Source organism: Micromonospora sp. NPDC047134, assembly GCF_040643455.1.
GTDB lineage: Bacteria > Actinomycetota > Actinomycetes > Mycobacteriales > Micromonosporaceae > Micromonospora.
On the sequence record NZ_JBEYUI010000010.1, the window covers coordinates 176,257 to 191,528 of the forward strand.

Sequence of the window (15,272 nt, forward strand, 5' to 3'; positions counted from 1 at the left end):
CTTCGTGCGTGGCGCCGAGCGGGAGCACCGCCAGTCGTGGCAGGATGCGGCGTGCCCCCGTTCAGCGCCGTACCCCCCGGTGGCCTCCCGCCCTTCGTCGCGGACCTGCACATCCACTCGAAGTATTCGCGGGCGTGCAGCCGGGACCTGACCCTGCCGAACCTCGGCTGGTGGGCGCGGCGCAAGGGCATCGCGGTGCTCGGCACGGGCGATTTCACCCATCCTGCCTGGTACGACCACCTGCGCGAGACCCTGCACCCGGCCGAACCCGGCCTGTACCGACTGTCGGCGGAGGCGGAGCGGGACATCGCCCGCCGCCTGCCGCCCAGGCTGGCCAGCGAGGCGGAGGCCGACGCGGTCCGGTTCATGCTCAGCGTGGAGATCTCCACGATCTACAAGCGGGACGACCGGACCCGCAAGGTGCACCACCTGATCTATCTGCCGGATCTGGACGCGGTGGGCCGGTTCAACACGGCCCTGGGCCGCATCGGCAACCTGGGCTCGGACGGTAGGCCGATCCTCGGCCTGGACTCCCGGGACCTGCTGGAGATCACCCTGGAGGCCAGCCCCGACGGCTACCTGGTCCCCGCCCACATCTGGACCCCCTGGTTCTCCGCGCTGGGCTCGAAGTCCGGCTTCGACGCCATCGCGGACTGCTACGCCGACCTGGCCGAGCACATCTTCGCGGTGGAGACCGGGCTGTCCAGTGATCCGGAGATGAACTGGCGGGTCGGCAGCCTGGACGCCTACACGCTGGTCTCCAACTCCGACGCCCACTCCCCGCCCGCGCTGGCCCGGGAGGCCACCGTCTTCACCGCCCCACGGGACTACTTCGGCATCCGGGAGGCCCTGCGCACCGGCGAGGGGTTGGCCGGCACGATCGAGTTCTTCCCGGAGGAGGGCAAGTATCACGCCGACGGCCACCGGTTGTGCGGGGTGAACTGGGCACCCGAACGCACCCGGGAGGCCGGGGGGCGGTGCCCGGAATGCGGCAAGCCGTTGACCGTGGGGGTACTCAGCCGGGTCGAGGAGTTGGCCGACCGGCCCGAGGGGTACCGGCCGGAGCAGGCCCGTCAGGTGACCCACCTGATCCAGCTCGCCGAGATCCTCGGTGAGATCAACAAGGTAGGGCCGCGATCCAAGAAGGTCGAGGGCAAGCTGACCGAACTGGTCGCCGCCCTCGGTCCCGAGTTGGAGATCCTGACCCGTACCCCCGTGGCGGAGATCGGCCGGGTCGGCGGGGAACTGCTCGCCGAGGGCATCGGTCGGCTGCGTCGGGGTGAGGTACGACGGGTGCCCGGCTACGACGGCGAGTACGGGGTGATCACTCTGTTCGATCCGACTGAACTGGGCGGCGCCGGCTCCTCCGGCGGGCAGGAGACCCTGTTCGACGTGCCGATCCCGGCGCAGCGTCGACCGGCGGACGCGGACAAACCGGCCGCCAAGGTCAAGCGGGCGGCCCCCAAGGCCGAACCGAAGCGCAAGCCGGCCCCACCGGCCCCGCCGATCGCCCCGCCGCCCTCCCCGCACGAGCCCTTCGAGCCGATGCTCTCCGGCATGGAGGAGGTCGGCACCGGCCTGCTCGACCGACTCGACGCGATGCAACGGGTGGCCGCCTCCGCCCCCGGCGGCCCGCTGCTGATCGTCGCCGGTCCGGGTACCGGCAAGACCCGCACCCTGACCCACCGGATCGCGTACCTCTGCGCCGAGCTGAACGTCTTCCCCGAGGAGTGCCTGGCGATCACCTTCACCCGGCGGGCGGCCGAGGAACTGCGGCACCGCCTCGACGGCCTGCTCGGCCCGGTCGCCGAGGACGTCACCGTGGGCACCTTCCACTCCCTGGGGCTGACCATCCTGCGGGAGAACGCCGAGGCCGCCGGCCTGCCGAACGACTTCCGGATCGCCGACGACGCCGAACGGGCGGCGGCCAGGACCGAGGCCGGTGAGGACCCGGTCCGGTACGCCGGACTGCTGCGCAAGCAGGGCATGGTCGACCTGGACGAGCTGCTGACCCTGCCGGTCGGGTTGCTGCGTGCGGACCGCAAGCTGGTCGAGCGGTACCGCAACCGCTGGCGGTGGATCTTCGTAGACGAGTACCAGGACGTCGACGCGGTGCAGTACGAGTTGTTGCGACTGCTCAGCCCCGCCGACGGCAACCTCTGTGCGATCGGCGACCCGGACCAGGCCATCTACTCCTTCCGGGGTGCCGATGTCGGGTACTTCCTGCGGTTCTCCCAGGACTTCACGGACGCCCGGCTGGTGCGGCTCAACCGCAACTACCGGTCCTCTGCGCCGATCCTGGCCGCCGCGGTGCAGGCCATCGCGCCCTCCTCGCTGGTCCGGGGCCGCCGGTTGGATCCGGCCCGGCTCGACCCCGAGGCCCCCCTGGTGGGTCGGTACGCCGCGGCCTCCGTCGCCGACGAGGCCGATTTCGTGGTACGCACAGTCGACGAACTGGTCGGCGGCCTCTCCCACCGGTCGCTGGACTCCGGTCGGATCGACGGCCGGTCGACCACCCTGTCCTTCTCCGACATCGCCGTGCTCTACCGGACCGACTCACAGGCCGCGCCGATCGTGGACGCTTTGTCCCGGGCGAACATCCCGGTGCAGAAGCGTTCCCACGACCGGCTGCGGGACCGGCCCGGGGTGCTGGCCATCGCCCGCGAACTGCGGCACGCCTCCGGTGTGGAGGGCGCCCTGCCCGCCCGGGTCCGCCTGGCCGGGCAGGTCCTGGCCGAACGCTTCGCCATCCCCACCCTGGACGGCTCCAACGGAGTCCGCCCGGAGGAGGTCCGTACCGCGGTGGACCTGCTCACCCCCCTGGCCCGGCGGTGCGGCGATGACCTGGAGATGTTCCTGTCCCAGCTCGCCACCGGCGCGGAGGTGGACGCGCTGGACCCCCGCGCCGAGGCGGTCACCCTGCTGACCCTGCACGCCGCGAAGGGCCTGGAATTCCCGGTGGTGTTCCTGGTCGGGGCCGAGGACGGGCTGCTGCCGCTGCGCTGGCCGGGCTCGACCCCGGACGAGGACGCGATCGCGGAGGAACGCCGGTTGTTCTTCGTCGGGGTGACCCGGGCGCAGGATCGGCTCTATGTCAGCCACACCGCTCGCCGCGTCCGGCACGGCTCGGAGCACGACTGTCGACCGTCGCCCTTCCTCGACGTGATCGACCCGGGCCTGTTCGAGCGGCTGGGCGACAGCGCCGGACCGCGCCGCCCCAAGGACCGTCAACTGCGCCTCATCTGACCCTGCTGCCGGATAGCTGACCCGACCGCCGTCCGGGCCGAGGTGCCCGGGTGTACGCGCTACCGTGACCGGGGTGACGGCTGAGCCATCAACGATGGTCTAGCCGGGTACCCCGATCAGGAGGGCGGGCATGGCGAACTACGGACCACCGGGCGGCGGCCCGCAACCGTGGCACGAGCCGCGACCCGACGAACCGCACGGCCCCGGTCAGGGCCACAACTCCGGTCAGGGTTACGGCCCTGGGCAGGGTTACCGGGCCGGGCAGGCTGACGACTCCGGTCAGAGGTACGGCACCGGACAGATCTACGGGTCTGGGCGGGGTTACGACTCTGGTCAGGGTCATGGGCCTGGGCCAAGCTACGACTCTGGTTACGGGACCGGGCCGGGTTACGGGTCGGAATCGGTGCCGGGTGGGTATCCGCAGCCGGGTGGTCGGGTCCACCAGGAGGACCCGGCGGTGGCCGCGTACGCCGGTCAGCCCGCGCCACCGCGTCGGCGCGGTCGTACCCCGATGATCGCCGCCCTGATCGTGGTGCTGGTGTTGGCCGTCGTCGCTGGGACGGGGTACTACCTGCTCGGGCAGGATGACGAGCCGAATCCGACCGTGGTGTCCGCGCCGACCCAGGATCCACCGGCGCCGACCGCCGCCTCGGATGACTCGACCGCCTCCCCGACCGCCAACTCGTCGACCGATCCCCGGTTCGTCCAGCAGGGACAGTGTGTACGCAACGAGGCTTCGGCCGGCTCGAAGCCGAAACTGTTGATCACTGACTGCGCGCCCTCGACCTATGAGGTGTTGCGGCGGGTAGACGGTACGACCAGCGGTGAGAAGGACGCCGAGGCGAAGTGCGCCCGGGTGGACGGCTACACCAACTGGTACTTCTACGACAGTGAGTTGGATTCGCTCGACTTCGTGCTCTGCCTCAAGCGACGCGACTGAACCCGCAGGCGCAGAACCCGCAGGCGGCTAGCCTCACCATCGGTAGATCTAGCGGTATCTAGCATTCTCGCTAGACAGCACTAGTTTCCGGTCGACTGTCGACACGCCGGTAGCCCCGTCTACTGATGTCTAGCTCCTCGGCTAGATGCCTCGATACTCTGCGATTCGTGGATCCGGTCCGCAATCCGTACGCTCCGGGCGCCGGTCAGCGCCCGCCCGAACTGGCCGGGCGGGGGCGGGAACTGGACGTCTTCGACATCGTGCTGGAGCGGATCGCCCGGGGCAGACCGGAACGCAGCCTGATGCTCACCGGCCTGCGAGGCGTCGGCAAGACCGTACTGCTCAACACCCTCCGCTCCCAGGCCATCAACCGGCTCTGGGGCAGTGGCAAGATCGAGGCCCGGCCGGATCAGTCACTGCGCCGACCGATCGCCGCCGCCCTGCACATGGCCGTCCGGGAACTCGCCCCCCGGCACCGGGCACCGGACCGCATCGACGCCTTCCTGGGGGTGCTCAAGGCCTTCGCCCAACGGGGTGCCCCGACCGGCCGGGGCGCCACCGCCCCCAAGCTGCGGGACCGGTGGCAGCCCGGCATCGACGTACCGGCGGCCAGCGGACGGGCCGACTCCGGTGACATCGAGATCGACCTGGTGGAGCTGCTGACCGACGCCGCCTCGGTCGCCAGCGACGTCGGCACCGGCGTGGCCATCTTCATCGACGAGATGCAGGATCTCGGGCCGGAGGAGGTCTCCGCCCTCTGCGCCGCCTGTCATGAGCTGTCCCAACTCGGTGCACCCCTGATCGTGGTCGGCGCGGGCCTGCCGCACCTGCCGGCGGTGTTGAGCGCGGCCAAGTCGTACTCCGAGCGGTTGTTCCGCTACCAACGCATCGACCGGCTCGACCGGATCGCCGCCGACCAGGCACTCTGCGCCCCGGCCCAGCGGGAGGACGTGGAGTACGAGGCGAAGGCGCTGGACCTGCTCTACGAGAAGTCCGGGGGGTACCCGTACTTCGTCCAGGCGTACGGCAAGGCGACCTGGGATCACGCCCCCCGCTCACCGATCACCGCTGCCGACGTACGGGTGGCCGCCCCGGAGGCCGAGGCGGAGTTGGCGGTGGGTTTCTTCGGCTCCCGCTTCGAGCGGGCCACCCCGGCGGAACGGGAGTACATGCGCGCAATGGCCGCCCTCTCCCTGGTCGAGGGGGCGGTGCAGGGGGGTGGACGGGACGACATGGACGCGGCCGTACCGACCGCCGAGATCGCCCGGGCCCTCGGCCGCAAGCCCGCCAGCCTCTCCCCGGCTCGCGACGCCCTGATCAAGAAGGGCTTGATCTACTCCGGTGAACGCGGCACGGTCGCCTTCACCGTCCCCCACTTCGGCCGCTACCTCCGCACCCAACCGGCCTGAGGCCCCCAGCCACCACCCGAGCTGTGGCACTCCAGCAGCTCATCCCCCGGCGTGTCGTACAGCCCTACTGCCACAGCCCTCGGTGCCACCAAGTCCGTCACGCCGAGGAGGGCTGGGCGTTGCCGGTCAGACCTTGGACCAGGGGGGTGGGAAGACGACCTCACCCTGCGGGGGAGGGGGTTCGTCGCTGGTCGAGGGGGGCAGCACCAGGGCCTGCCAGGGCTCGCCCAACCCGGACCAGGGGCTGGTCAGGCCCATCCGGTCGGCCCGGCTGAATCCGAAGCGCCGGTAGTAGCCCGGGTCGCCGAGCACCACGACCAGCCGTTCCCCGAGTTCTGTGGCGGCTTCGAGGCCGGCCTGCACGACTGCCCCGCCGAGGCCGATCCGCTGACGGTGGGGGGCCACCGCCACCGGGCCGAGCGCCAGGGCCGGGGCTACCTGCCCCGGCGCGCTGACGGTTACCCGGGTGAACAAGGCGTAGCCGACGATCTCGCCGCCGTACTCGGCCACCATCGCCAGTTCCGGCAGCCAGGCATCGCTGCCGCGCAACTCGTCGACGAGTCGTACCTCCGGCGGGATGGCCACGTCGGGGCGGGCGAAGGCCGCGGCCAGCACCCGGCGGACCGCGCCGGTGTCGGCCGTGTCCTCGGGTCGTAGCCGCAGGGTCGTCACGCGGCGAGGTTACCGCCTGCGGCCCGTCCATCCGAGACGGTCGCTCGAATCGGCGCGCCGATTCGGCCATCACCCGATCGATCGATATCCGCCGTTGTGGGGCTTGACCTCGGGTCGCAGGGGGTATGACTGGTCCCATGACGCCCGTACGGTCTCTCGCCCGCGCCATGCTCAGCGGCATCTTCGTGATCAGCGGTGCCCGCAGCGTCGCCAACCCGCAGCGACTGGTACCTGTGGCCAAGCCTGTCACCGATCGGGTGACTCCACTGCTGGAACGGGTCGCTCCCCGCCTCCCCACCGACACGATGACCCTGGTCCGGGCCACCGGTGCCGTTCAACTGGGTGCCGGGCTGATGCTCGCCACCGGGCGGTTCTCCCGGCCGGCGGCGCTGGTCCTGGCGGGCACCCTGATCCCGGTGACCCTGGCCGGGCATCCCTTCTGGCGACAGGAGGACCCCACGCAGCGCTACAACCACCAGACCCACTTCGCGAAGAACCTGGGCCTCTTCGGTGGGTTGCTGCTCGCCGCCGCCGACACCGAAGGCAAGCCGGGGCTGCGCTGGCGAGCCGGTCACCGGATCGGCCACTCTCGACGGTCCGTGCGTCGCGCCGTGCGAACCGCCCGTCGGGAGGCCCGCATCGCCGCCGTGTCCGCCGCGACCGCCCGCCGACTTCCCGGCTGAGCTGCGACGACGGCCCACACCCCCGAATAAGGCCGCGAATCACCTGAACCGCCCGCTAGGCGTTAACGCGGTGGAAATATCAAAACATGGTGTGGGATCGGACACGGTCGCATAACGCGGGAGGCACTGACGTGAGGCGCCGTTCTAGGCTCCGTACCGGACCTGGACGGGTAGGACGATCTTTATACGGGGGTGGCCACGCCATGCCGACTAATGTCGGTAGAAGGCTGGACCGCCTCGCCGCAGTCCGTCGCGTAACGCGTGGGATCGATCGAAGGACAGTCGTACGGAGCGGCATCGTGGCCGCCGTCGCCTATGCCGCATGGCTTGCCATCGGCGCGTTCGGGCGTCCGTACAACTTCTTCGATATGAAGATCTACCACGGCGCGGTGGTCTGGTGGGCGAGCGGTCACGAGTTGTACGAGTTCGTCGCACCCGACACCACCCTGGGCTTCACCTACCCACCCTTCGCCGGCCTGGCCATGCTGCCGATGGCCCATCTGCCGGTGACCATGGCCGGAATGGTGAACGCGGTGGTGAGCATCGCCGCCCTGGCGGTGGTGCTGGCCGCGCTGCTGCGCCCGATCGTCGACCGGATGGGCTGGCCCCTGTGGTTCACCGTGGCCATCGCCACCCCGCTGGCGGTCGCCATCGAGCCGACCCGGGAGACCATCGGGTACGGGCAGGTCAACCTGCTGCTGTTCGCCCTGATCATGGCGGACCTGGTGGCCCTGCGCTGGCGCTCCCGACGCGGCACCCATCAGGCCGACACGGACGGTCCACTGCTGCGGTTCATCTACAGCGGCGCCTGGGCCGGTGTGGGCATCGGCCTGGCCACCGCGATCAAGCTGACCCCGGCCCTGTTCATCTTCTATCTGATGATCACCAGGCAGTGGCGGGTGGCCTGGACCGCCATCGCCACGGCCGTCGGGGTGACCCTGGGCAGCTTCGGCATCGTCGGGGCGGAGTCCCGGGCCTACTTCGGCCGGGTGCTGTGGCAGACCGAGCGGGTTGGCGCGGCCGACATGACGCCCAACCAGTCCCTGTCCGGGCTGCTGGCCCGGCTCTACGACTCGATCGAGACCCCCGGGCTGCTCTGGCTGGCCTTCTCCGTACTGGTGCTGGCGCTCGGTCTGTCCCGGGCCGCGAACTCGCACTCCGACGGTGACGAACTGACCGCCTTCACCCTGGTCGGTCTGACCGCCAACGTGATCAGCCCGATCTCCTGGACCCACCATCTCGTCTGGGTGATTCCGGCGATCATCGTGCTGGCCGACGCGGCGATCCGCCGACACGACGCCAGCCGGGGACTGATCGCCCGCGCCACGGCCGGCCCCTACGGCGGCCCACCCGAGGTGTCCGCGCTACGCCCGCCGATCTGGTACCCGACCTGGACCGGATTGCGGCACGGCATCGCCGCCGTCGGGCTCTACCTGCTCTTCCTGGTCTCACCGATCTGGCCGTACGAGCACCAGTTGCCGGAGGTCTCGCATTACGCCGACGGCCTGTTCGGTGCCCTGATGGAGAACTCCCTGATCCTGGCCCTGATCGTGCTGGTCGCCGCGCTGCCGTGGCGGCCGGGGGCCGAGCCGGCCTTCCTGACCGACCGGGCGGCCCGCAACGCCCTGCTGCACGGCCGCCGCTAGGGAATCAGGGGCAGTTCACCCACTCCTCGGTGCCGTCGGTGAAGACCTGCCGCTTCCAGATCGGCAGCCGGGCCTTCACCTCGTCCACCAGACGGGCGCAGGCGGCGAAGGCGGCGGCCCGGTGCGCGGTGCTGACCGCCGCCACCAGGGCCGCATCACCGATGGCCAGGGGCCCGATCCGGTGCGACACGGCCACCGCGTACACCTCGGGGTCCGCGGCGATCTCGGCGGCCACCTCCCGCAGCACCCGCTCGGCGCTCGGGTGGCCCTCGTACTCCAGGCTGGCCACGGCCCGCCCGTGGTCGTGGTCGCGGACCACCCCGGCGAACGAGACCACCGCGCCGGCCCGGTGGTCGGCCACCGCGGCCTCGTGCGCGGCGAGATCCAAAGGCTGGTCGGTGACGGCCCCGATCAGGATCACCATGTCCGCTCCCCCGGCAGCAACGGCAACGGTACGACCGGCACCCGGTCACCGGCGGCCCCGGAGGTGCCCGGCGCGATCACCGCGAACCCGTCCGCCCCGGACAGGCCCCGCAGCATCGCCGACCCGACATGCCGTACCGGCTGGGCGGTCCCGGCCACCCGGTCGAGCCGGATCAGGGCCAGGTGGGTGTAGTTGCCCCGGCCGGGCACCGCAGCGGCGAGGGTGGCGTGCGCAAGCACCGGCATCGGCCGACCGGCCAGACCGGCCAGCAGCGGCGCGACCAGGGAGACCAGGGCGATGACGGCGGACTGCGGATTGCCCGGCAGGCCGGCGATGAACCGGGCCCGCCCGTCCGGGCCGACCACCCGGGCCAGCAACATCGGAAAACCGGGCCGCACCGCTACGGTGTTGACGACGTAGTCCGCGCCCAGGGCCGCCAACGCGGGATGCAGGTGGTCGACCGGGCCGTGCATGGTGCCGCCGGTGGTGCAGACCAAATCGGCCTCGGCCAGGGCCTGACGCAGGGCCGCCTCGTGGGCGGGCAGGGTGTCCGCGACCGGACCGACCACTTCGGTCGGGGGCACCTGGCAGCCGTACCGTCGCAGCCAGGACGGCACGGCCGGGCCGAGGGCGTCGCGGATCCGCCCCTCGGCGGGCGGGCCACCGGTCAGCAGCTCGTCACCGAAGACCAGCAACGCGGCCCGGGGCTGCGCGCGTACCCGCAGGGTGTCGTGCCCGCAGGAGGCGGCCAGGCCGATCACCGAGGGGTCCACCGGGGTCCCGGCCGACAGCAGCTCCTCACCGGCGGCGGCCTCCTCCCCGGGCAGCCGCCACTCCGGCGCCGGCCGTGGCACCCCCTCGACAAACCCCTCCGGCGTACGCCTGGACTCCTCCACCCGCAGCACCGCCGAGGCCCCGGTGGGCACCATGGCACCGGTCGCGATCTCGACCGTAGTCCCGTCCTCGGTCAACGGGGCCGGAGTCGTGCCGGCCAGCACCCGACCCATGATCCGCCACGGGCCGGGGCCACGGACCGCCCAGCCGTCCACGCTGGAGGTGGGGAAGGCCGGCAGATCGGTACGGGGAGCCAACGGCTCGGCAAGGGTGTACCCGTCGGCCTCGGCCAGTGGCACATCTAGGGCGGGGAGGGCGGCGGCCAGGCCTACCTCGTGCACCCGGGACCGGGCCTGCGCCCAGCCCATCGGGGGTGCGGTGGCGGCCGGGTCAGCGGCGGAGGTGGTTTCCGTGCTCACCGGCGAGAGCCTATCGGGTTGGCTGGTGGTCGCCACCGCGCAACTGTTCGACCGCGTGCCGGAGGATCGGCCCCAGTACGGCCAGGCCGTCGCGGGCCCCACCGGTCGAACCGGGCAGGTTGACCACGAGGGTACGACCCGCCACCCCGGCCACCGCCCGGGACAGCGCCGCCGTCGGCACCTTGTCCCGGCTGTGGGCGCGGATCGCCTCGGCGATACCGGGAATCTCGTAGTCCAGCAGGGCGCGGGTCACCTCAGGGGTACGGTCGGTCGGGGTGATGCCGGTGCCGCCGCTGGTCAGCACCACGTCGACGGCCTCCGCCACGGCAGCCCGCACCGCCTGGCCGACCGGCTCCCCGTCCGGGACCACCACGGGGTCGTCCACCGTGCAACCCCACTCCCGCAGGCCCGCCACCAGCAGCGGACCGCTGGTGTCGGGGTAGACACCGGCGGCCGCCCGATTGGAGGCCACCACCACCCGGGCCCGGATCACGGCCGGTCCTGCGGACGCTGCCACAGGCCGGTCTTGCCGCCCTCCTTGCGCAGCACCCGTACCGCCTCCACGCTGGCCGCCGGATCCACCGCCTTGACCATGTCGACCAGGGCCAGCCCGGCGACCGCCACCGCGGTCAACGCCTCCATCTCCACACCCGTCCGGTCGGCCGTGCGGGCGGTGGCGGTGATCTCGACCGTGTCCGTCGTCAGATCCAGGTCGACCGTGACGCCGTGCAGGGCGATCGGATGGCACAGCGGAATCAGATCGGGCGTACGTTTCGCGCCCATGATCCCGGCCAGCCGGCCGACCGCCAGGGCGTCGCCCTTGGGCAGCCCGTCGCGGCGCAGCAGCTCGATTACCTCGGGGGTGGTCCGCAACCGTCCGGCGGCGATCGCCAGGCGGCCGGTGACCTCCTTGCCGGAGACATCGACCATGCGGGCGGCACCGGCCTGGTCGACATGGGTGAGTTCGGCGGGCTGGGTCACGTCGGCGAGCCTATCTGTCACCTCAGGGCACCCACCAGGTGAGCGGAAAGGACGGCACGGAGGTGCCGCCCCTTCCACCCACAGCCCCGCTGGCAGATGGCTGGGGACACCCGACAGCGGTGGTCATCAGATGGTTTCCGTCGTCACGCCAAGTCCAGACCGCGCATGGGTCCTCCTCTCAGCAACTGTCCGCGCCCTGCGGCCGCATTCGGCTGATGGTTGTGTTCGCAGCTGTCACTGCCAGTCGACGCCACGCATCAGGCCCTCCTCCCGGAAGCTCTCCACACCTCGCGCTCTCAGCAGGCCGAGAGCGCTTCCTACAGGTGATCGGCGACAAGATCCGGATGAAGCCGGATCTCCCCCGTCGTCGAACGATCCGAAGCTATCCAGCCCGGCGATAAGAACTCGATAAGGACAGTTACCAGCGGGGTCATGCCGTGGAGGCCAGGTGGCGTTCCATCTCGCGCCACTCCGGCACCCCCATCCGCTGGAAGATCGCCAGGGCCCGCTCCCGGTGCCGGCGGGCCTGCGGCGGGTCGGTGGCGGAGAGCTGCTCGGCCAGGCCCGCCAACGCCCGCCCCTGCTCGTAGGGATGCGCGATCCGGGTAGCCACCCGCAACGCCTCCTGGTGCAGCTCGAAGGCTCGGGCAGTGTCGCCCAGCACGACCAGGGTGGCCGCCAGATCGTTCAACGCCGCCGCCTGCACGTGCCCCTCGCCCGCCTCGATGGCCAGTTGTCGGGCGGTCTCGTGGTGCTGCACCGCCTCGACGGCCCGCCCCAACCCGCGTAGCGCGATGCCGAGGTCGTTGTGCACCTCCGCCTGCGCGAACCGGTGGCCGGTACGCTCCCGCAACGCCAGAGCGGCGCGCAACGCCCGCGCCGCCGCCTCGTGGTGCCCCACCCGGCACTTGACCGCACCGATATGGCCCAACGCGTTGAGCAGATGGAACTGGCTACCCAACTGGCGGGCCAGGTAGAGATGCAGGCGGTGCAGGCGCAGTGCCTCGTCGTACCGGCCGAGTTGGGCCAGGACGAGCCCCAGATTCGGCAGGCTGGCGTGCAGTTCCTTGTCGTCATGGCCGGTGCGCCACCGCAATCCTTCGAGTCCGACCCGCAGCGCCTCGTCTAGCTCGCCACGAATCCAGTGCACGGCGGCCAGATTGACCCGGCAACGCTCTCGGTTGACGAAATCGCCACGCTGCTCGGCGAGACTCACCGCCGCGCGGACGTGGCTCAGAGCATCGTCGTAGTTGCCCTTCCGCAGATAGGCGGAGGCGACATAGTTGTGCATGGTGACGACGGCGGCTCCGTTCTTCGCGGACCTGGCCGAATCCAGCCCGACGAGGTGCGTCCGGACGATGTCGTCGTAGTGCCCCCGCATGTAGAGGAATCGCCAGAGCACCCGAGCCAGCCGCCACGCATGTTCATGGTGGCCGCCTTCATTCGCTCGCACGACCAGCGCCACCAGGGTCGACCGCTCCTCCTCCAGCCATTCCTTCGTCCTTGGCGCCGTGGCGGCCAACAGCTCCGGCAGGCGCGGCGGATCGAGGGTCACGTACTTGCGCACGATCCCGGCTTCGAGGTCTTCGGCTATCGGATAGGACAGGTGCAACAGGACGTCGATCAGATCCACCAACGCCCGATCGCGGGTCTGCGCACAGTCCCGCTCCACGGACAGCTCGTGGGAGAACTGCCGAATCAGGTCGTGCATCCGGTAGCGCCCGATTTTCACCTCGTCGATCAGGTGACAATCGACGAGTTCGTCGAGGGCGGCGCTGGCTTCGGCTGTCGACAGACCAGAGACCGCAGCCGAGGCCAGCCCGTCGAAGTAGCCGCCCGGATGCACGCTCAGCAGCCGAAACAACCGGCCCGCCCGACTGCCGAGCGACTCGTAGGATGCCGCGAAGGCTCCCGCCACGCTCCGGTCACCCGAGGCCAGGTGGACCAGCCGGCGGGCATTGCCGGCCAGCAGAGCAGCCAGGTCGGCCACCCGCCAGGTGGGACGATGCGCCAGCCGGGAGCCGGCGAGCCGGATCGCCAGCGGCAGGTAGCCGCACTGCTGCACCACGGTCACCGCAGCCTCGGGCTCGGCCGCCACCCGTTGCGCGCCGACGGCCGAGGCGAGCAGCGCGACCCCCTCGTCCAGGCTCATCACGGGCAGCGAAACCGGCGGACCGCCGTCCAGCCAGGTGATCCTCCGCCGGGAGGTCACGATCACCACACTGCCGGGCCCGCTGGGAAGCAGTGGGAGAACCTGCTCGCTGCCGGCCGCGTTGTCCAACACGACGATCGCCCGCCGACCGGCCAGTTCCCGACGCCAGAGCGCGACCCGCTCGTCGAAGTCGGCCGGAATCCGGCTTCCCGGCACCCGGAGCTGGCGCAGCAACGCCGCCAGGGCGGCACCCGGCTCCACCACCTCGGCCAGGTCGTGCCCCTTCAGGTCGATGAACAACTGTGCGTCCGGGAAGCAGTCCATGAGCTTGGCGGCGACATGCACGGCCAGGGAGGTCTTGCCGCTGCCCGCCATGCCGTCGATGAAGTGCACGGCCGAGGCGAGGTCCGAGGCCCGTCGCGTCTCGGCCAGCAGATGCTCCACCGCTTCGGTACGGCCGACGAAGTCCGGCAACGCCCGGGGCAGAAACGACGGCGAGAAGGCCGGACTCGGCTGCCCGGTCGGCGCGGGTACGGCGGCGGGCTGTCCTGCCTGGTTCGGGTGTGCCGCCCGCTGCTGCGGTGCGGCGCGTTGTCGCGACGTGGGCCGCTGCTCGGGGGCGGTTATCCGTCGGTGGAAGTGCTGGAGTTCGTCGCCGGGTTCGATGTTGAGCTGCTCACGCAGGACTCTTCGCGCCGTGGCATAGGCGGCGACCGCCCCCGCATGGTCGCCGCGCAGGTGCAGCGCCCGCATGAGAAGCAGGTGGGCGGGTTCGCGGAGCGGCTGCGTGATCAGCAGGTTCCGTAGCACCGGCAGGGCGGCGTCGTAGTGGCCGAGCCGGATCTGCAACCTGGCGTACAACTCGGCCGCGAGCATCCGGTCCTCGGCCGCCGCCGCGGCCTGGGCGGAGAGCGACGGTCCGAGCGCGACCCCGGCCAGGGCCTCACCTCGCCACCGCGCCAACGCTTTGGACAGCAGCTCAACGGCGGCCGTCTCGTCGGAATGCACCAGGCGACGCGCCTCGGTGACCTGCGCCTGAAAGGCGAACAGGTCGATGGCCGGTCGCTCGACGTGCAGGCGATAACCGTCCTGGACGCGGGCCAGCACCTCACCCTCCGGCACCAGCGCCTCGAGACCTCGGCGCAGATTGGCGGCATAGGTACGGACATTGGGTATGGCTGACTGCGGCGGCCCGTCAGGCCACAGTTCGTCGACAAGTTGATCGACTGATACCAGTCGCCCCGGATTGCAGACGAGCATTGCCAGAACGGTCCGCTGTTTCGGTGTCCCGAGGGGCAGCACCACCGAATCGTGACGCACCGCGAGACCGCCGAGGATTTGAATCTGCACCGGCCCCTCAGCTGCACTCATAGCGTTACCGTGAGCATTCTAGCCAGCTCAGAGCGGGCTCGTCGCCCTGGTTTTCGGCGATCGAGATCGAAGAAATGCTTTAATGGGTAAGCTTTTTGGGGATTCTTGCTCAATCAGAGTTCCCACCCGTGATCGAAGGCCAGGGAACAAGGAGGGATCACTCAGGGAATCGAACCCTCCAGCAACCAGCACGCGGCAGAACGTAACAGACGATCGCCATTCTGCCTCAATCTGTGTAATACGCCAATCAACCGGAGCAATTCACCGCAAGTCCCTCGGCCGCTCGGCAACGGCAAGAGCCGAATTCGGCTGAGGCAGAGAAATCAACCCAGCCTGGTCGCCGCTGCTCGACGAGGAGCAGCCGCAGCGCGCCTGCGGAGCGCAGCCCTTCGGTGATGAGGGCTCTTCGAGCTTGAGCGGGGTTCGCGGCTGGCGGTGACCCGGATGTGAAGGGCTCGCAGCCCATCGGTGATCATCTGAGTGTCTAGTTCGGAT

Annotated in this window: 11 protein-coding genes; 5 read left to right on the forward strand and 6 right to left on the reverse strand. The window is 70.7% G+C overall.

The genetic code is table 11. The features are described from left to right. Nucleotides 1-51 precede the first annotated feature (51 nt). The 3 genes from ABZ795_RS15125 to ABZ795_RS15135 all read left to right on the forward strand — a co-directional run bounded on the left by ABZ795_RS15125 (nt 52) and on the right by ABZ795_RS15135 (nt 5,595). Nucleotides 52-3,246 carry a UvrD-helicase domain-containing protein gene (locus ABZ795_RS15125; protein WP_357530746.1) on the forward strand — a complete coding sequence of 1,065 codons (3,195 nt, stop codon included), beginning with the start codon at nt 52-54 and terminating at the stop codon, nt 3,244-3,246. Nucleotides 3,247-3,703: 457 nt separating this feature from the next. Next, entirely contained in the window at nt 3,704-4,186 is a 483-nt protein-coding gene (locus ABZ795_RS15130; RefSeq protein ID WP_357530765.1) for a hypothetical protein, read from the forward strand. A 167-nt stretch (nt 4,187-4,353) separates the two neighbouring features. After that, nucleotides 4,354-5,595: an ATP-binding protein gene (locus tag ABZ795_RS15135; protein ID WP_357530747.1), complete on the forward strand. Its 1,242-nt coding sequence runs from the start codon at nt 4,354-4,356 to the stop codon at nt 5,593-5,595. A 126-nt stretch (nt 5,596-5,721) separates the two neighbouring features. Here ABZ795_RS15135 and ABZ795_RS15140 read toward each other — a convergent pair whose 3' ends face one another. Then, nucleotides 5,722-6,267: an N-acetyltransferase gene (locus ABZ795_RS15140; RefSeq protein ID WP_327023550.1), complete on the reverse strand. Its 546-nt coding sequence runs from the start codon at nt 6,265-6,267 to the stop codon at nt 5,722-5,724. Nucleotides 6,268-6,404: 137 nt separating this feature from the next. On the opposite strand from ABZ795_RS15140, the gene ABZ795_RS15145 reads away from it, so the two are divergent. Both ABZ795_RS15145 and ABZ795_RS15150 read left to right on the forward strand, forming a co-directional pair. Next, nucleotides 6,405-6,950: a DoxX family protein gene (locus ABZ795_RS15145; protein ID WP_327023549.1), complete on the forward strand. Its 546-nt coding sequence runs from the start codon at nt 6,405-6,407 to the stop codon at nt 6,948-6,950. A gap of 203 nt (nt 6,951-7,153) precedes the next feature. Further along, the gene (locus ABZ795_RS15150; RefSeq protein ID WP_357530748.1) at nt 7,154-8,596 is read left to right on the forward strand and encodes a glycosyltransferase 87 family protein; all 1,443 of its coding nucleotides are present in this window, start codon (nt 7,154-7,156) and stop codon (nt 8,594-8,596) included. A 4-nt stretch (nt 8,597-8,600) separates the two neighbouring features. On the opposite strand, the gene ABZ795_RS15155 is transcribed toward ABZ795_RS15150, so the two are convergent. The 5 genes from ABZ795_RS15155 to ABZ795_RS15175 all read right to left on the reverse strand — a co-directional run bounded on the left by ABZ795_RS15155 (nt 8,601) and on the right by ABZ795_RS15175 (nt 14,777). Then, entirely contained in the window at nt 8,601-9,020 is a 420-nt protein-coding gene (locus ABZ795_RS15155; RefSeq protein ID WP_357530749.1) for a molybdenum cofactor biosynthesis protein MoaE, read from the reverse strand. After that, a complete protein-coding gene (locus tag ABZ795_RS15160) occupies nt 9,014-10,222 on the reverse strand; it encodes a molybdopterin molybdotransferase MoeA (protein ID WP_357530766.1) in 1,209 nt (402 codons plus the stop codon). The genes ABZ795_RS15155 and ABZ795_RS15160 overlap by 7 nt, the downstream gene beginning before the upstream one ends. A gap of 61 nt (nt 10,223-10,283) precedes the next feature. After that, entirely contained in the window at nt 10,284-10,766 is a 483-nt protein-coding gene (locus ABZ795_RS15165; RefSeq protein WP_357530750.1) for a MogA/MoaB family molybdenum cofactor biosynthesis protein, read from the reverse strand. Beyond that, complete coding sequence (gene moaC / locus ABZ795_RS15170; protein WP_327023545.1) at nt 10,763-11,254, reverse strand: cyclic pyranopterin monophosphate synthase MoaC; 492 nt, start codon at nt 11,252-11,254, stop codon at nt 10,763-10,765. The genes ABZ795_RS15165 and moaC overlap by 4 nt, the downstream gene beginning before the upstream one ends. A 430-nt stretch (nt 11,255-11,684) precedes the next feature. Further along, complete coding sequence (locus tag ABZ795_RS15175; protein ID WP_357530751.1) at nt 11,685-14,777, reverse strand: BTAD domain-containing putative transcriptional regulator; 3,093 nt, start codon at nt 14,775-14,777, stop codon at nt 11,685-11,687. Between the last annotated feature and the right edge of the window lie 495 nt (nt 14,778-15,272).

Coding starts and splice junctions, on each gene's coding strand:
- ABZ795_RS15155 (WP_357530749.1), bottom strand. CDS start 9,020: ATGGTGATCCTGATCGGGGCCGTCACCGACCAGCCTTTGGATCTCGCC.
- ABZ795_RS15175 (WP_357530751.1), bottom strand. CDS start 14,777: ATGAGTGCAGCTGAGGGGCCGGTGCAGATTCAAATCCTCGGCGGTCTC.
- ABZ795_RS15160 (WP_357530766.1), bottom strand. CDS start 10,222: ATGGGCTGGGCGCAGGCCCGGTCCCGGGTGCACGAGGTAGGCCTGGCC.
- ABZ795_RS15150 (WP_357530748.1), top strand. CDS start 7,154: ATGCCGACTAATGTCGGTAGAAGGCTGGACCGCCTCGCCGCAGTCCGT.
- ABZ795_RS15145 (WP_327023549.1), top strand. CDS start 6,405: ATGACGCCCGTACGGTCTCTCGCCCGCGCCATGCTCAGCGGCATCTTC.